The following is a 16,396-nucleotide window of genomic DNA, read 5'->3' as shown; positions in this document are numbered from 1 at the left end:
GGCCGTCGCCGATTGCAGGGCCTATTGTGCGATGGCCGGATGATTATGACAACCTGTTTTTTGGGCCGCCCCGGCGCGGCGCCTGGCCCAGCCACAGCCGGCGCAGGCCCTCGAGCAGCAAATCCGGCCGCACGTCGCGCAGGGCCGGGCAGATGGGGGCGAGCTTTTCGGCGAACCCGCCCGTGGCCAGCACGCGCACCTCGCCGCCGAGGTGGGCGATGAGGCGCGAGGTCACGCCCTGCACCATGTCGGCAAAGCCGAAAACGAAGCCCTGGTTGATGCACTCCCCCGTGGACCGGCCGATGGACAAGGCCCCGTCGCTTGGCGGGTCGAGGGCCACGTGGGGCAGCTTGGCCGTCTTGGCCACCAACCCCGACAGCGACGTCAGCATGCCCGGGCAGATGAGCCCCCCCAGGAAGGCGTCGCCGCGCACGCAGTCGAAGTTGGTGGCCGTGCCGAAGTCGATGACCACCAGGCTCTCGGCGTCCACGAGCATGCGGCCGGCAAAGGAGGTGACCAGCCGGTCGGCGCCGACCTCGTGGGGCCGGCCGTAGAGGTTTTTCAGCGGCACCGGGATGTCGGTGGGGACGAAACGCAGCCGCACGCCCAGGTAGCGCGACACGGCGGCGGACAGCACCGGCGACAGCGGCGGCACCACCGACGAGGCGATGGCCGCCTCGATGTCGGCCGGCTTCACGCCGTGAAAGGACAGGGCCGAGACGATGGCCAGCCCCAGGCTGTCGGGCGTGGCCGCCCGGTCGGTGGGCAGGGCGAACGACGGCCCCAGCCCGGTGCGCTCGGCCAGGCCGAACTTGCTGTTGGTGTTGCCGACGTCGATGAGCAGGGCGGGCATGGCGAAGGCCTATTTGGCGGCGGCCGGCAGGCGGCCGAGGAAGGTTTCCACGGACGGCAGGATGCGCGCGACGATTTCGCCCACGCCGGCGGCGCTCGGGTGCAGGCCGTCGGGCAGGGTCATGCCGGGCTGGCCGGTCACGCCGTCGAGGAAGAACGGATAGAGCACGGCGTCGTATTGTTGGGCCAGTTCGGGATAGATGGCGTCGTAGGCGGCGGCGTAGTCGGCGCCGTAGTTTCTGGCCGCCCGCATGCCGCACAGCATGATGGGGATGCCGGCCTTGGCCAGGCGCGCGAGGATGGCGTCGAGGTTGGCCCGGGCCGCCTCGGGGTCCAGGCCGCGCAGCATGTCGTTGGCCCCCAGTTCCACCAGGACGCCGTCGGGGTGCGCGGCCAGGACCATGCCCAGGCGGGCCAGGCCGCCGGCCGTGGTGTCGCCCGAGACGCCGAAATTGGCGATGGTCACGTCGTGGCCCTTGGCCGCCAGGGCCGCTTGCAGGCGGGCCGGGAAGGCGTCGGCCGCCGGCAGGCCGTAGCCCGCGGTCAGGCTGTCGCCCAGGGCGGCCAGGCGGAGGGCGGCGGCGAATGCCGGTCGGGTCATGAGGCCCCCCGAAAGGAGGCACAGCGCCACACCAAGGGCCACAAGCCCAGTTTGTGTTTTGCGGGCAAGCTGGTATCCTCGGTTGCCGGCGTGGCCGGAGGTGGTGTTTTTCATGGATGCGACAGTGGAAGCGATGGTTGCGTTGACGGACGTCCGATTGACGTTACAAAGCCAGGCCGGCCCGGTCAACATCTTGCGCGGCCTGAACCTGGCCGTGGCCGACGGCGAGCGCCTGGCCGTCATGGGGCCGTCCGGGGCGGGCAAGACCACGCTGCTGATGCTCCTGGCTGGCCTGACAAAAGCCAGTTCCGGCACGGTCCGGGTGGCCGGGCGCGACCTCTCGGCCCTGTCCGAGGACGCCTTGGCCGCTTTTCGCCGGGACAACGTGGGCATCGTCTTCCAGGCCTTCCATCTGGCCCCGTCCATGACGGCACTGGAAAACGCGGCGCTCGCCCTGGAATTCGCCGGCCGGCGCGACGCCTTCGCCCGGGCCGAAGAGGCGCTGGCCGCCGTGGGGCTGGCCGACCGCCTGGGCCATTATCCGGCCGAACTGTCCGGCGGCGAGCAGCAGCGGGTGGCCCTGGCCCGGGCCATCGCCCCGTCGCCGCGCCTGCTTCTGGCCGACGAGCCCACGGGCAACCTGGACGGCGAGACCGGCGAGCGGATCATGGACCTGCTTTTTTCGCTGTCCGCCACGGCCACCCTGGTGCTCGTCACCCACGACGCGGGCCTGGCCGGGCGCTGCGGCCGGGTGGTGCGGGTGCGCGACGGCAAGGCCGAAAACGGCGCGCCGGATCGATGAAGCGGCCCTTTTTCGCGCCGAAGGGCCGCCGGCCCCTGGAGCGGCTGGCCCGGGGGGCGCTGCTGCTGGGGGTCTTCGCCCTGGTGGTCGTGGCCTTCCAGAAGCATTTCGAATCGGTGATCGATACGGCCCAGCGCTCGGGGACCTTGTCCGACCCCGGCCATGTGCTGGCCGACGCCGACCGGGCCTGGGTCCTGGAACAGGCCCGGGACCTGCGCGACCGCCACGGCCTGGAACTGCGGGTCGTCATCGGCGGCCCGGCGCCGGCGCCCGTGGCCGTCGGCCCGAAAACGGCTTTTTTATTCGCCGATGCGGCCTGCCAGGCCAGCAGCGTCCTCCTGGCGCCCCTGGCGGTGGCGGCGCTGCCGGCGGGATTTCCCGACGACCTCGGCCGGGAACACCTCGACGCGGCCTGCCGGCAAGGGCGGCTTCGCGAGGGTATCCTGGCTTCCCTTGGACTTTTGACCGCATCCCTGGACCAGGCGGCGGGCCGGGGAAAAGGAGCAACGCATGATTGAGGCAGCCATGGCGCCGCTGACCATCCACACCGACGGGGCCTGCCTGGGCAACCCCGGCCCGGGCGGCTACGCGGCCATATGGGAGGAAGGGGGCGAGCGCCGGGAACTTTCCGGCGGCAGGAAGCTTACCACCAACAACCGCATGGAACTGCTGGCCGTCATCGTGGCCCTGGAGGCCCTGGCCGGGCCGATGGCGGTGGTGGTGGTCACGGACTCGCGCTACGTCCACGACGCCATCGAAAAGCGCTGGCTGGCCGGCTGGCAAAAGCGCGGCTGGATCAACGCCGAGAAAAAGCCGGTGAAAAACCAGGACCTCTGGCGCCGGCTCATTCCCCTGCTGTCCCGCCACACGGTGAAGTTCCAGTGGGTGCGCGGCCACACCGGCCATCCCGACAACGAACGCTGCGACGTGCTGGCCAAGCGGGCGGCCAATTCCCGCGACCTGCCGGCCGACGAGGGCTATCCCGGCTAGGCCGGGTCATGGAACAGCCGCCGGGCCAAGGCCCGGCTGGGGACGGGGGCGCCACGGCGCCCCCGTCCGTTTTGTGGCGCCCGGCCGGTCAGGCCACCTGGCGGCAGCGCCGTAGGCCGGGCGTGCGGCAGGGCGGGGGCCGCAAGGTTCCCGCTGGCCGATACCTCCCTTCACAGGGAGCTGCCGCTCCTCACAGGTGGATGCCGCCGGAAACCTCGAGGCGCTGGCCGTTGATCCAGCCGGCGTCGTCGTCGAGGAGCAGGGACAGGGCACCGCCGATGTCGTCGGGCAGGCCCACCCGGCCCAGGGCCGTCTGGGAGGCGATGAAGGCGTTTACGTCGGCGTTGTCGCGCACCTGCCCGCCGCCGAAATCCGTGGCGATGGCCCCCGGGGCCAGCACGTTGACGGCGATGCGCCGTGGCCCCAGCTCCTGGGCCAGGTAGCGGCTGAGCACCTCCACCGCCCCCTTGGCCGCGGCGTAGGCGGCGTAGCCCGGATACGAAAAGCGGGTCAGCCCCGAGGACACGTTCACGATGCGCCCGCCGTCGCGCAGCAGGGGCAGCAGCGCCTGGGTCAGGAAAAAAGCCGCCTTGAAATGGACGTCCACCATCTGGTCGAACTGGTCCTCGGTGGTGGCGTCGAAGGGGGCATGGGCGCCGTAGCCGGCGTTGTTGACCAGGAAGTCGAAGTCCTCCCGGCCGAAGGTTTCGCGAAGCGCCTGGCCAAGCGCCGTGGCGAAGGCGGCGAAACCGGCGCTGCGGGACACGTCCAGGGGCAGGGCCACGGCCTTGCGCCCCATGGCCTCGATGTCGGCCACCACGGCCTTGGCTTGGGCCTCTTTTTCCCGGTAGGTCAGAACGATGTCGCGGCCCTTGCGGGCCAGGTGCTGGCACATGCTTTTGCCAAGGCCCCGGCTGCCGCCGGTGACCAGCGCGATTTTCATGACGGGCTCCTTGTTGCGTACGGGCCGTTTGGCGCGGGATTGCGCAGGGTGAGGATACGCGCTTGGCCGGTTGTGTCGATGCCCGGGCCGCGGGTTTCAGGCCCTGGCCGCCTTCAGGAACCGGGCGGCCAGGGCCGGGGCGGCCCGTTCGGCCTCGGCCCAGTGGAGGAACAGGGGCCGCAGGACCCGGGCCCGGATGGCCGGGGCGCGGAGTTGCCTGGCCGCGACAAGCCCCTCGTGGGGCAGGGCCAGGAACCGCTCGGCGAAGGCCCGGGCCCGGTGGATGTCGCGGTGGCCGGCGTCGACGGTGGCCAGCCCCGAGGCGGCCGCCCGGGCGCGGCGGGCCGGGTCGGCCAAAAGGGCCTCGACCAGCCGGCACAGCCCCGCGAAATCGTCCTGGTCGTAGGCAAAGAGGTCCCGGCCGTCGGTGAAAATCGCGTCCTGGCCGTGGCCGACGCGCGGCGTCACCAGGGCCGCGCCGCAGCCCAGGGCCTCGAAGACCCGGTAGTTGAGGTCGCCGTGCTCGGCGATATTGAGCACGAGCTTCGCCCGCCGGTAGGCCTCGCGGTAGGGGCCGGCCAGGGACCGGAAGCCGGGGAAGCGGTCCCGCAGCCGGAGAAGCAGGGCGCTGCGCACCGGGGTGAGCGCCGGGTCGTCCTTGCCGACGAAGACCATGTCCATGTCCTTTGGCCCGTCGAGCCCCTCGGGGCCGGGCCGGTCGGCGGCGGCGGCAAAGGGCGGCGACCACAGCAGCCGCGCCTCCGGCAGGAACGGGCCGGCAAACCCGGGCAGATGGTCGGCCAGCCCCACCAGGCACAGGTCGAAGGCCTGGGCGTAGAGCGGATACCAGGCGTGGATGTGGGAATCCACGCAGGCGAAGGCCGTCAGGCACGGGTAGCTTTCGAGCCCGAGCAGCATGGGCGGCACGCTCGTGTCGCCGTAGGCCAGGGCGTCGGGGACGAAACCGAAGGCGTCCACCAGTGCGTCAAAGGTGAAAAAGCGGTGGCCCGGCACCGGGAGGTGGTCCACCCGCCAGCCGGACGGGGCCAGGATCGGGCCAAGGGCCTGGGCGAAGAGCGGATTGGCCAGCCAGGCCAGGCGTTTGGTGCCCATGCGATTCGCCCGGCCTCGCGGTCACACGGCCGGCGTCAGGACGGGCAGGCCGGCCCGGCGGAAGTTGGCCTGCCAGCCGTCCGGGCAAAGCGACGCCGGCAGCACGGCCTGGCCGGGCCGGCCGGCCCGGGCCAGGGCGGCGGTTATGGCCTGGTCGAGGGCCGCCGCCGCTTCGGCCGGGCGATGGGGCGGGGCGTTGCGGATGGCCGGGTGGGTCCGCGACAGGTCCTTGCCGGCAAAGGCGTTGGTGACGACCTCCAGGCCGAAGGCGGCCATTTCCAGGGGCGGATAGGACGGATGCGGCGAGGCCATAAACGACAGGCCGACATGGCTTTGCAGCAGCGTGGCCGCGTAGTCGGGCAGGGACAGCATGCCCAGGCTCGCCAGTTCGCTGCCGTCCGGGAAGACCACGGTTTCGTGGGGCGTGCCGGCGCTTAAAAGCCGCACCGGCACGGCCAGGCCCGGCCGGTGGTCGCGCAGCCACCGCCACAGGCAGGAAAGCACGGCCGGGAAGCAGTTGCGCGGATGGCCGGGCCGGCCGTAGGCCAGGATGGTCAGGCGGTCCGCCGGCCGTGGCGGCAGCTGGCGGCCCAGGGCGGACAACACCTGGGCCAGGGCCGGGTTGAGGGAGGGCCGCACGGCCACCATGGCGCCGAAACCGTAGCGCTTGCGGGTCAGGAACCGGGCCAGTTCCTGGGAGTTGACCACGGCCAGGCAGGGCGCCCCGTGGCCGTAGGTCGTCTCGGCCAGGAGGTGGTCGGCGCCAAGGGGGTAAAACCCCGGCTCCCAGTCCTGGATGAAATAGTAAAAGGGGTTGGCCGGCCGGCCGTCGCGGCGCAGCAGGGCGGCGAAGGCCTCCCAGACCGGCACGGACCGCCAAAACGAGCACAGGAAGATGTCGCCGGCGTCCACCTCCAGGGGTTCCTCGTCGTGGAGGCCGACGAGGCGCGGCGGCGGGGCGTCGCGGCCGGCGGCGAAGGGGGACAGGTCGAGCCGCGAGCCGTCCTCGGGCAGGGGGGAAAGGCTCACGAAACGCAGGCGCGGATAGCGGGGAGCGAGAAACCGGGCCAGTTCCAGCACGGAGGTCAGCCCGCCGAACACGTGGCCCTTGTGGGCGTGGGGCAGGCACACGGTCAGGCGGGGCGCCGCCGGGCCGGGGACGAGCCGCAGCCGGGAGGTGTCCGGGGTGGCCGCGGCGAACGCGGCCGGATCGTAGGCCACGTTCGCGGACATGGCCTAGTGTCGCGTTCCCGGAATCCGCGCCTGCGCACTCCGGGAACGACGATTCGAACGAAGGATTTTTCCTGGAATAAAGGTGGCCATGTCGTTCCGGGTGCCGGGCTAGCCTGCCTGGCCGTTGGCGCGGGCGTCCTGGGCGGGCGTGGCCGGGGCCGGCGCGGCGGGCTGGTCGGGCGTGGCGGCCTGGGCCGTTTGGGGCGGCGGCGGCAATTCGCCTTTTTGAGCCGCCTTGCCGCCGCCCTTGAGCATCTCGGCGTCGGCCAGGATCATGATCAGCCGCTTGAAGAAGGCCAGATCCAGGGTTTCCTTGCGGGCCTCCATCTTGCGCAGGGCCTCGAAGGGCGGATAGGCCGGCCGCCAGACGCAGGCCCGGGTCAGGGCGTCGTAGGTGTTGCACACGGCCAGCGCCTTGACATAGTTGGGGATACCGGCCGAGGGCAGGCCGGCCGGAAAGCCCTTGCCGTCCTCCTGCTCGTGGTGAAACAGGATGCAGTGCAGGGTTTCCGGCGGCAGGGGCAGGCCCACGCACAGCCCCACGCCAAGCGCCGGGTGGGAGCGGAAGGCCGTTTCCTCCTCCGGCGCCCAGCCGTCCGGCCGGCGGTCCAGCAGGCCCTCGGGCAGCCCGAGCTTGCCCACGTCGTGCAGCAGCGCCCCCACGCCGACCTTGACCAGCAGGTCCTCGTCCACGCCCGGCCGGTCCATGAGCACGAGCGAGGTGAGGACCATGACGGCCAGGCCGTGCTGGTAGGCCTGGTAGCCCTTGCTGATGAGCTTGGCCACGTTTTTGACGGCGTCGGGGAGCTGGAGGAAGCCGATGGACTGGCGCACGAGCTTGCCGACCTGGTCGAAGCGGCTGCGGCTGACGCCGTGGGGGAGTTTTTCCTCGAGCACGCCCCGGGCCAGGTCCACGGCGCTTTCGTGCCAGACCTCGGCCCGGTCGGCCAGGGGGATGGACTCGTCGAGGAGCACGTCGCCCAGGGCCTCGCGCAGGTAGTTCTCGTAATGGCGCCGCTCGCCCTTGTGGATGTAGACCGTGGCCACGCCCATGGCCCGAAGCCTGGCCAACTGGTCGGCGGAAAAGGCCGCGCCGCGCGTGGAATAGAGCACCAGGCCATTTCCCTTGCGCACGTAGACGGAAAAGCGGCCCTTGCCCCAGGGGCGCAGGGACATGGTCTTGATGGGCAGGTAGGCCTTGAGTTCCTGGGCCGATATGGCCTCTTCGGCCGCTTTCTTGTCGGGGGTCAACGGATGGTTTCTCCGGGGCCGGGGTCGTTTAGGGGCAGGCGCATTTCCACCACATCCTCGTCGTAGTTGCGCACCACGGAAAAGCCGAGCTTTTCGGCCAGGCCCTGCATGCCGCCGTTTTCCATCAGCGCCTGCCCGGTCAGTTCCCTGGTGCCGCGTCCCTTGCAGTAGCGGATGATTTTTTCCATGAGCAGTCGCCCCAGGCCCAGGCCCTTGAGGTCCGAGCGGATGATGACCGCGAATTCGGCCGAGGCGTTGTCCGGCCGGGTCGAGGCCCGTACCACGCCCAGGGTCTCGGGCTTGCCTTCGGCGTCCGGGGCCGTGGCGATGAAGGCCATCTCGCGCTCGTAGTCGATCTGGGTGAGCTTGGCCATCTCGGTGTGGGTGAGTTCGCGCACCACGCCGAAGAACCGGAAGCGCAGGTCCTCGGGGGAGAGGTGCTTGAAGAACTCGAAATGGGCCGGCTCGTCCTCGGGCCGGATGGGGCGCAGCAGGGTGTGGCGGCCGCCTTTGAGCGTCACGCACTCCTCGAGTTCGCGCGGGTAGGGCCGGATGGCCAGGCGATGGGGGTCGGGCTCGGGCTCGGCGGTCAGGCGGATGGAGGCGCCGATGACCTGCACCCCGCCGGGCTGGGCCAGCACCGGGTTGAGGTCGATGGCCGCGATGCGCTCCTGGTCGGCCACGCACTGGGAGACCTGGTTGAGGGTCAGGCACAGCGCGTCCACGTCCACGGGCGGCTGGCCGGTGGCGCCCTGGAAATTGGCGGCCACGCGGGTGCGGCGAACCAGGTCGCGGGCCAGGGACATGTTGAGCGGTGTCAGCGCCACGGCCCGGTCCCGGGTGACCCGGGCGGCCAGGCCGCCCTGGCCGAAAACGATGTAGGGGCCGAAAACCGCGTCCACCCGGGCCTTGATGGTCACCTCGAAGGCGCCGGCCCGCCGGCCCATTTCCTGGACCACGTAGCCTTCGATGCGTGCCCCGGGCACGTGTTCGAGCACCCTGGCCCGGGCCGCGACGGCGGCCTCGCGTACGGCCTCGGGGCCGGCCAGGTCGAGGACCAGTCCGCCCACGTCGAAGGGCTGGGGCACCTGGGGGGAGACGACCTTGACGGCCACGGGAAAGCCCAGGGCCTCGGCCGCGGCCACGGCGTCGTCCACGTCCTCGGTGAACTGGGAGGCCACCGCCCGCACGCCGTAATAGCCGAGCACTTCCTTGGCCTCGGGGTCGGTCAGGGTCAGCCGGCCCTCGGCGAAGGCCCGGTCGATCACGGCCCGGGCGGCGTCCGGGTCCGGGACGTATTCCGCCGGCAGGCTGGCCGGCATTTCCATGAGCAGTTCCTGGTTGCGCCGGTAGCGCAGCAGGTGGACGAAGGCGGACACGGCCTGGTCCGGCGTCTCGTAGGTGGGCACGCCGGCGTTGTTGAGGGTGGCCAGGGCCGGCCCGGCGTCGGGGTCGTAGCCCATCCAGCAGGCCAGCACCGTGCGGTTGGTCTTGGCCAGGACCTCGGCCATGGCCTTGGCCGCCTCCTCGGCGCTGACCCCGGGGAAGGGCACGTGGATGACCAGCACGGCGTTGACGCCCGGGGCGCGCAAAAGCGCCCGCAAGGCCTCGGCGTAGTCGGCCGGCGCGGCGTCGAAGCTCATGTCCACCACGCCGTGGCGCAGCCAGTTGGGGCCAAGGAGCTTGGACAGGGCGGCCCTGGCCTCCTCGTCGAACATGGCCAGGGAGCCGCCGCCCTCGAGCAGGGCGTCGGCGGCCATGATGCCGATGGAGCCGCCGTTGGTCAAAATGGCCAGGTTCTCGCCGCGCAGGGGCCTCGAGCGGGCAAGCGTCTGGGCGGCGTCGAACAGGGCGTCGATCTCGCCCACCCGCAGCATGCCGGCCCGGCGGAAGGCCTCGTCGTAGACCTCGTCATGGCCCTCGGCCGGGTCGGGCGGAAAGATGGTCCACAGCTTGCGGCCGGGCTTGATGACCAGCACCGGCTTGTTGCGGGCCGCCGCCCGGGAAGCGCTCATGAACGACCGGGCGTCGGTGACGGACTCGACATAGAGCAGGATGGAGCGCGTGTTGGGGTCCTGGGCCATGTAGTCCAGGATGTCTGCGTATTTGAGGTCCACCCGGTCGCCCAGCGACAGGATGTGGGAAAAGCCGATGCCCTTGGTGCGGGCCCAGTCGAGGACAGCGGTGAAAAGCGAGGCGGACTGGGAGATGAAGGCGATCTTGCCGGGCAGGGCGTCGGAGGCGGCCAGGGAGCAGTTGAGCCCGATGCCGGGCACGACCAGCCCCAGCCCCGACGGCCCGAGGATGCGGATGCCCGACGGCGCGGCCGCTTCCAGCATGCGGGCCTGCAATTCGCGCCGGGCGTCCTTGGGCAGCTTGGCCCAGCCCGGGGGCAGCACCACGGCCGCGCCCACGCCCCGGCGGCCGAGGTCGCGCAGGTATTCGGGCACCGACGGCGGGTCGGTGACGATCACGCCGATGTCCGGGGTCAGCGGCAGGGTGTCCACGGACTTGTAGCACAGCACCCCGGCGATGGCGTCCAGGCCCGGGGCCACGGGCATGACCGGGCCCAGGAACTTGCCGCCGAGCAGGTTTTTCATGATGACCGCGCCGGGATGCCTGGGGTCCGTGGAGGCGCCGATCACGGCCACGGAATTGGGGCGAAAGAGGGCATCGAGGCTTCGGGCGCTCAACGGCGGCTCCAGGGGCAAGGGTTGCGAGGGTAGCGCCCAGGATAGAAGGCCCGCCCGGCCAAGGCAAGGGGTTTCGCGGTTTTGCGGACGCGGCCCGGCCGCGCTCCGGCGAGTTGACAGGGCGGGCCAGGGGTGGCACTTTCCAATAAAGACGGCTGGTTGTCTCCCGCCTTCCTGGGGTCCCGGCCGCGTTCATTCCCATCCCGTGCCCGCAAGGAGGGTCCTGTATGGAATACGCCACCAGCCTGGTCACGGACAACGAGTTCTTTTCCAGCGAACGCCGCGACAACATCCTGATCGTGCGGGGCAAGCCCCATTTCACCCGCCACGCCCGGGACCTCAAGAAGATCGACACCTTCTTCGATCACCTGGAGATCATCGCCCATACCGACCTGGTGCGGGTGGTGGTGTTCATCGGCTGCCTCGAAAAGCAGGGTGCCGCCGAAACCCTGGAGTTTTTCGACGAATTCCTGACGTCGCGGCGCGAGGACTACCTCATCCAGCGGCTGTTCAACCTCGTCAACAACTACACCGTGACCATGGCCGGGCTCAACAAGGTCACCATCCACGCCGACACCGGCAACATCTCGGCCTTTCACCTGAACATGAGCCTGGCCTGCGACTACCGCCTCGTCACCGAGCAGGCGGTCTTCGAAAACGCCTCGGCGGAGCTGGGCACCATCCCCAAGGGCGGCGGCGGCTACTTCCTGTCGCGCATGCTCGGCGGGGCCAAGGCGGCGGAAGTGCTGCAATGGCCGCGTTTTTCGGCCGAGGAGGCGCACAACCTCGGCATCGTGGACAAGCTCGTGCCGGTGGCCAGACTGGAGGCCGAGGCGCTCAAGGTGGCCGCCTACTACCAGGAGCCGCAGGTGGCCACCATGCTGGCCCTGCGCAAGCTTTTAAAAAGCGATATCAACGAGCTGCGCCGGTCCCTGGAGACCGAGGACATGCTGATCCTCAACCGGCTCAATTCGCCCGAGTTCAAGGCGGCCATGGTGGCGCGCCGGGCGGCCCGGGCGCAATGACGGCCGTGGCCGGCAAGCCCAGGCCACGGGTGACTTTGTCGGGCTTTTGGAGTACGTGACAAGGGCTTGCTTCCCCGGGCTGTGGCAGGCGAAACCACCCCCGTCGAGGTCCCATGCGTCTTTTTTTGACCACGCTCTGGCTCCTGGTTGCGGCCTCCACCGCCCAAGGCGGCAATCTCGATTTCACCCTGCACAAGCTCGATTCCGGCCGCCCCGGCCCGACCATCCTGGTCGTCGGCGGCATCCAGGGCGACGAACCCGGCGGCTTCTACACCGCCGCCCTGCTCGTTTCCCACTACAAGATCAAATCCGGGGCCGTCTGGGTGGTGCCCAACCTCAACTTCCTGTCCATGATCCACAACTCCCGGGGCATGCACGGCGACATGAACCGCAAGTTCGCCGACCTCGACCCCAAGGACCCGGAGTACGAGGCCATCCAGAAGATCAAGGCCATCATCACCGATCCCCGCGTCGAGGCCGTGCTGCACCTCCATGACGGCTGGGGCTTTTTCAGCCCCACCTACGTCTCCGAATGGCAAAACCCCAAGCGTTGGGGCCAGTCCGTCATCATCGACCAGGACCGCGTGCCGGCCTCGCGCTTCGGCGACTTGGCCGCCCTGGCCGAAAAAGCCGCCGCTGAGGCCAACGAACGCCTCTACGACCCCATGCACGCCTACCACGTCAAAAACACCCACACCCGGGGCCTCGACGACGAAACCGCCAAGGAGATGTCCAAGACCCTGACCTACTTCGCCATCAACAATGGCAAGCCGGCCTTCGGCATCGAGGGCAGCAAGAACGTCAGCCCCTTCCTGTCGGCCTACTACCACCTGGCCGTGGTCGAAAGCTTCCTGCGCTCCTTCGGCATCGCATTCGAACGCGCCTTCGAGCTGGCCACGCCGCAAGTGGCCGATGCCCTGCAAAGCAACGTGGCCGTGTCGTTTTTCGACAACAAGGTCTACCTGGACCTGCGCAATGCCCGGGAACGGCTGCGCTACATTCCGCTCAAAAAAGGCAGCGCCGTGGAATACCGCCCCGGCAGCCCCATCATGGCCCTGGTCTCGGCGGAAAAAAGCCTCAAGGTCTATTTCGGCAATAAAAACGTCACCGAACTCGATCCCCAATACTGCGAATACGACACCAGCCTCGAGGCCGTGCCCATGGAAATCGACGGTGTCAAACGCGTGGTGCCCTTCGGCCGGGTCGTGCCCGTGGCGAAAAATTTCCGCGTCGAAACCGGCGCCGACTACCGGGCCAACATCATCGGCTTCAGCAAACCCGGCCTGGCCAACGAGGCCGGCCTGACGCTGGCCCTGTCCGACCTCCAGCCCGGCTACTCCGTGGACAAGGCCGGCACCATCTTCCGCATCGAAATCTACAAGGGCGACAAATTCTGCGGCATGATCCTGGCCGCCTTCGACGCCAAGGGCCCGGCCCTGGCCGCAAGCGACAAGCTCCTGCGCAAGCTCAAGAAAACCGGCGAGATCGACCTGGGGCGCTAACCGTCAGGCAAGGCCACGGCAGCAGGAGCCTGCGGCGCCCTGAACTGGGGCGCCGGCCCGCACCTCATCGGGGCTTTGCCCCGAACCCCACCAGGGCGTTGCCCTGGACCCCATCGGGGCGTTGCCCCGGACCCCATCGGGGCGTTGCCCCGAACCCCATCGGGGGGCGTCACGCCCCCCGAGCCCCCCGGTCGGCTGTGGCGGGCGGGAGTGGCTGCGGTCACCGGGGTGATGGTCGTGCGCGGCGCGAAGATGCGAGGCCGGAATTTCGCCTTTCGATGCCGTCGCTGCGCTCCTGGCTCGAAAGGCGAAATTCCGGCCTCGCCCAGCCGTCGGCCCTGCGGGCCGAGGGGTGTGGATTTTTTGCTTTGAAAGCCTCTGTAAAGGCACTCTAAGGATTCTCTTGTTCTGCGGCGCGTTGCCACCGACGCTGCAATTGGCGGTTGCCGGACGGCCCTTTTTCTTCCCATGCGGCGCGTTGCCACTGACGCTGCTACTGGCGGTTGCCGGCCGGACGGCTCTTTTTCTTCCCATGCGGCGCTTCGCCGCTGGCGCCCTTGTTGGCGGAATTCGGGGCAACGTGCTGGCCGGCTTTGCGGCCTGCGGGTTGCCCCGAATTCCGCCAACAAACGACCGACGCCCCGCCACTCGACGTTCCCGACCACATCTCCACCCGCCCCGTCGGGGAGGTCCAGGAGGGGATCATCCCCTCCTGGCGGGTCCAGGGCAGCGCCCTGGCAAGGTCCGGGACAGCGTCCCGGCCGCCGGAGGCATCTTCATCCACCAGGCCCGCACGTCCACCTCCAACCGCCTCACCTGCGCCAGCAACCGCATCGGCATGCCCTGTCCCGCTACTGGCCGAGCCACTGCGCCCAGATCTTGCGGTTGCGCGGGCCGTCCCATTCGCACAGGAACACGCCTTGCCAGGTGCCGAGCTGGATGCGGCCGCCGGAGACGATCAGCGTCAGGGAGGGGCCGACGAGGGTGGTTTTGACGTGGGCGTCGCTGTTGCCTTCGACGTGCTTGTAGCCGGCCGCCTCCTTGGGGAGCAGGCGCGACAGGGCCAGGACGAGGTCGGCGGCCACGTCGGGGTCGGCGTCCTCGTTGACGGTCAGGGCGGCGGTGGTATGGGGGCAAAAGACCACGAGGGCGCCGTCGCGCCAGTTTTTTTCCGTGACGAGTTCCTGGAGGGCGCCGGTGACGCGCACGAGTTCTTCCCGGAGACCGGTACGGACTTCGAAGGTTTCCATGATGCCTCCTTCATCCGTCTTCGCGGGCCGGGCGGAAGCCGTGGCCGAAGGACGGATCGTAAAGATGGGAGGGGACGCCCCGCCCCAGTCCCGGCAGCACCAGGAAGAGGGTTTGCCGGTCGATGGCGGCGGCGCGCACGGTTTGCACCAGGGTGTCGATGGTGGCCCAGAAGCGTTTTTCGCCGGGCCAGCCCAGGCGGTGGGCCACGGCCACCGGGGTTTCGCCGGCCAGTCCCCCTTGGCGCAGCGCCTCGGCCAGGCCTTCGGGGTTGCCGGCGGCCAGGTAGACGGCCAGGCTGGCGCCGTGGCCGGCCAGGCTCGCCAGGGACTCGCCCGGCGGCATGGGCGTGCGGCCGGCCAGCCGGGTGAGGATGAGCGTCTGGGTGGCTTCGGGTTCCGTGACGGACACGCCGAAGGCGGCGGCCGCCGCCGCGGCCGAGGTCACGCCGGGGACGACGGTGTAGGGGATGCCGTCGGCGTCGAGCAGGCGGGCCTGTTCCGAGAGCGCGCCGAAAAGCGACGGGTCGCCGGTGTGGACCCGGGCGGCCAAGCCCCCCTGGCGGGCCGTTGCGACGAGGAGCGCGTGGGTCTCGGCGAGGCTTAAAGGCGCGGAGTCCACCACCCGGGCATCGGCCCGGGCCAGGGCCACCACGGCCGGGGAGACCAGCGAGCCGGCGTAGAGCACGAGGTCGGCCTGGCCGATGAGGCGGGCGGCCTTGACGGTCAGCAGGTCCGGGTCGCCGGGGCCGGCACCGATAAACGCCACACCGCCGTGGGGGAAAAGCGGTTCAGCCACGGGGGGCCTCCTTGGCGGCGGTGATGACGGTCACGGGGTTTTCGGCGCAAAGGCGCAGGTCGCCGGCCAGGGGCGCGGCCGTGGCGGCGTTGACTTGCAGCACCTCCACGCGCAACCCGGCCGCGGCGAAAGCGGCCAGGGTGTGTTGCAGGGTGCCGAAAAGGACGCTGTTGACCACGATCCTGCCGCCCGGGCGCAGCCGCCGGCAGAGGTAGGGCAGCAGGTCGGCGCGTACGGTCAGGCCGCCGCCGACGAAAATCCGGTCCGGATCGGCCAGGCCGTCCAGGCCGTCCGGGGCCTCGCCGCCGACCGGGGTCACGGTGAGCGCGCCGGTGAGGCGAATGTTTTCGGCCAGCAGCGCCAGCCGGCCGGGATCGCGCTCCACGGCGAAGACCGGGCCGCCGGCGCAAAGCAGCGAGGCTTCCAGGGCCACGGCCCCGGTTCCGGCCCCCACGTCCCAGACGACATCCCCGGCCCGGGGCGCCAGGGCGGCCAGGGCCACGGCCCGTATGGGCTTTTTGGTGAACACCCGGTCCAGGCGCAACAGCGCCTCGTCGTCGAGGCCGAGCGCCAGCGGCACGGCCACCGGGCGCACACGTTCGATAAGCAGCAGGTTGAGCGGGGAAAACGAAAGCCCCACGGCCTCGGCCAGGGTCAGCCGCCACAGCCGTTCGCCGGGCAGGCCCATGTCCTCGAACACGGTCATGGCGAAGGCGTCGCCGCCCCGGGCCAAAAGGGCCGCGGCGATGCCGGCCGGGGTGTGGGCGGCGTCGGTATGGACGGCCACGGCCTCGGTGCGGCACAGGGCGGCGAAAAGGGGCAGCATGTCGTCCCGGCCGTGCAGCGACACGGCCGGCAGGTCGTGCCAGGGCCGGCCCAGGCGGGCGGCGGCGGCGGCCACGGCCGTGACCCCCGGGAAAAAGACCAGCCGGTCCGGGCCGAAGCGTTCGGCCAACAGCCGGCCGATGCCGAAAAAAAGCGGGTCGCCGTCGGCCAGGACCGTGACACGCCGGCCTTCCCCCAAGGCCGCCGCCATGGCCTCGCACACGAGGCCCAGGGGACCGACGATGGGGATGCGCACGCCGCCGTGGTCCGGGAAGCAGGCGAGCTGGCGTCGGCCGCCGACCAGCACGTCGGCCTCGGCAACGGCCGCCGCCGCCGGCGGGGACAGAAAGGGCCGGCCGATGCCCAGCCCGACCACGCAAAGGGGATGGCCCGTCACGAGAGGTGCTCGCCGTACGACATGCCCCCCTGTACCCGTGACGGGGGCCGCGGTCAAAAGGACTGTGCGCACTGGCGCGATGACAAAACGGTCATGGGGCGGGGCCGCGCCGGACAGGCAATT

Annotated in this window: 15 protein-coding genes; 5 read left to right on the top strand and 10 right to left on the bottom strand. The window is 70.3% G+C overall.

The genetic code is table 11. From position 1 onward, the window contains the following. Window positions 1-43: 43 nt before the first annotated feature. Window positions 44-853: a type III pantothenate kinase gene (locus ACP59X_RS20175; protein ID WP_428561961.1), complete on the bottom strand. Its 810-nt coding sequence runs from the start codon at window positions 851-853 to the stop codon at window positions 44-46. Window positions 854-862: 9 nt separating this feature from the next. Next, window positions 863-1,453: an arylesterase gene (locus ACP59X_RS20170; protein WP_428561959.1), complete on the bottom strand. Its 591-nt coding sequence runs from the start codon at window positions 1,451-1,453 to the stop codon at window positions 863-865. 133 nt (window positions 1,454-1,586) lie between these two features. Here ACP59X_RS20170 and ACP59X_RS20165 point away from each other — a divergent pair, with 133 nt between their 5' ends. From ACP59X_RS20165 to rnhA, 3 genes are read left to right on the top strand one after another with little or no spacing between them, the layout of a single operon-like run. After that, window positions 1,587-2,255, top strand: coding sequence for an ABC transporter ATP-binding protein (locus ACP59X_RS20165; RefSeq protein WP_428569982.1), 669 nt, complete (start codon window positions 1,587-1,589; stop codon window positions 2,253-2,255). Then, entirely contained in the window at window positions 2,252-2,773 is a 522-nt protein-coding gene (locus ACP59X_RS20160; protein WP_428561957.1) for a TPM domain-containing protein, read from the top strand. The genes ACP59X_RS20165 and ACP59X_RS20160 overlap by 4 nt, the downstream gene beginning before the upstream one ends. Next, window positions 2,766-3,245, top strand: coding sequence for a ribonuclease HI (rnhA, locus tag ACP59X_RS20155; RefSeq protein ID WP_428561955.1), 480 nt, complete (start codon window positions 2,766-2,768; stop codon window positions 3,243-3,245). Before ACP59X_RS20160 ends, rnhA begins: the two co-directional genes overlap by 8 nt. Window positions 3,246-3,435: 190 nt before the next feature. Here the strand turns inward: rnhA and ACP59X_RS20150 are convergent, their stop codons facing one another. The 5 genes from ACP59X_RS20150 to ACP59X_RS20130 form a co-directional block, all read right to left on the bottom strand. After that, window positions 3,436-4,188 (bottom strand): SDR family NAD(P)-dependent oxidoreductase, encoded by a 753-nt coding sequence (locus tag ACP59X_RS20150; RefSeq protein WP_428561953.1) that lies wholly within the window; start codon window positions 4,186-4,188, stop codon window positions 3,436-3,438. Between the two features lie 96 nt (window positions 4,189-4,284). Beyond that, on the bottom strand, window positions 4,285-5,301 hold the full coding sequence (locus ACP59X_RS20145) for a glycosyltransferase family protein (RefSeq protein WP_428561951.1): 1,017 nt from the start codon (window positions 5,299-5,301) through the stop codon (window positions 4,285-4,287). Between the two features lie 21 nt (window positions 5,302-5,322). Next, entirely contained in the window at window positions 5,323-6,534 is a 1,212-nt protein-coding gene (locus tag ACP59X_RS20140) for a rhamnosyltransferase WsaF family glycosyltransferase (RefSeq protein ID WP_428561949.1), read from the bottom strand. A gap of 108 nt (window positions 6,535-6,642) precedes the next feature. Then, window positions 6,643-7,785: an HD-GYP domain-containing protein gene (locus tag ACP59X_RS20135; RefSeq protein ID WP_428561947.1), complete on the bottom strand. Its 1,143-nt coding sequence runs from the start codon at window positions 7,783-7,785 to the stop codon at window positions 6,643-6,645. Beyond that, the gene (locus ACP59X_RS20130) at window positions 7,782-10,478 is read right to left on the bottom strand and encodes a bifunctional acetate--CoA ligase family protein/GNAT family N-acetyltransferase (protein ID WP_428561945.1); all 2,697 of its coding nucleotides are present in this window, start codon (window positions 10,476-10,478) and stop codon (window positions 7,782-7,784) included. Before ACP59X_RS20130 ends, ACP59X_RS20135 begins: the two co-directional genes overlap by 4 nt. Window positions 10,479-10,705: 227 nt before the next feature. Here ACP59X_RS20130 and ACP59X_RS20125 point away from each other — a divergent pair, with 227 nt between their 5' ends. Further along, window positions 10,706-11,503: an enoyl-CoA hydratase/isomerase family protein gene (locus ACP59X_RS20125; protein ID WP_428561943.1), complete on the top strand. Its 798-nt coding sequence runs from the start codon at window positions 10,706-10,708 to the stop codon at window positions 11,501-11,503. 113 nt (window positions 11,504-11,616) lie between these two features. After that, window positions 11,617-13,005: a M14 family metallopeptidase gene (locus tag ACP59X_RS20120; RefSeq protein ID WP_428561941.1), complete on the top strand. Its 1,389-nt coding sequence runs from the start codon at window positions 11,617-11,619 to the stop codon at window positions 13,003-13,005. Between the two features lie 851 nt (window positions 13,006-13,856). Here the strand turns inward: ACP59X_RS20120 and ACP59X_RS20115 are convergent. The 3 genes from ACP59X_RS20115 to cbiE are packed head-to-tail and all read right to left on the bottom strand — an operon-like array spanning window position 13,857 to window position 16,273. After that, window positions 13,857-14,255, bottom strand: a complete 399-nt coding sequence (locus tag ACP59X_RS20115) for a secondary thiamine-phosphate synthase enzyme YjbQ (protein WP_428561939.1) — start codon at window positions 14,253-14,255, stop codon at window positions 13,857-13,859. Between the two features lie 10 nt (window positions 14,256-14,265). Then, window positions 14,266-15,051: a precorrin-4 C(11)-methyltransferase gene (gene cobM, locus ACP59X_RS20110; RefSeq protein WP_428561937.1), complete on the bottom strand. Its 786-nt coding sequence runs from the start codon at window positions 15,049-15,051 to the stop codon at window positions 14,266-14,268. After that, a complete protein-coding gene (gene cbiE / locus ACP59X_RS20105) occupies window positions 15,044-16,273 on the bottom strand; it encodes a precorrin-6y C5,15-methyltransferase (decarboxylating) subunit CbiE (protein ID WP_428561935.1) in 1,230 nt (409 codons plus the stop codon). Before cbiE ends, cobM begins: the two co-directional genes overlap by 8 nt. Window positions 16,274-16,396: the final 123 nt, after the last annotated feature.

The organism is Solidesulfovibrio sp. DCME (assembly GCF_049995385.1).
In the GTDB taxonomy this organism is placed as follows: domain Bacteria; phylum Desulfobacterota; class Desulfovibrionia; order Desulfovibrionales; family Desulfovibrionaceae; genus Solidesulfovibrio.
Note: the sequence above shows the minus strand (reverse complement) of the source record. Positions and strands in the feature narration are given on the sequence as shown.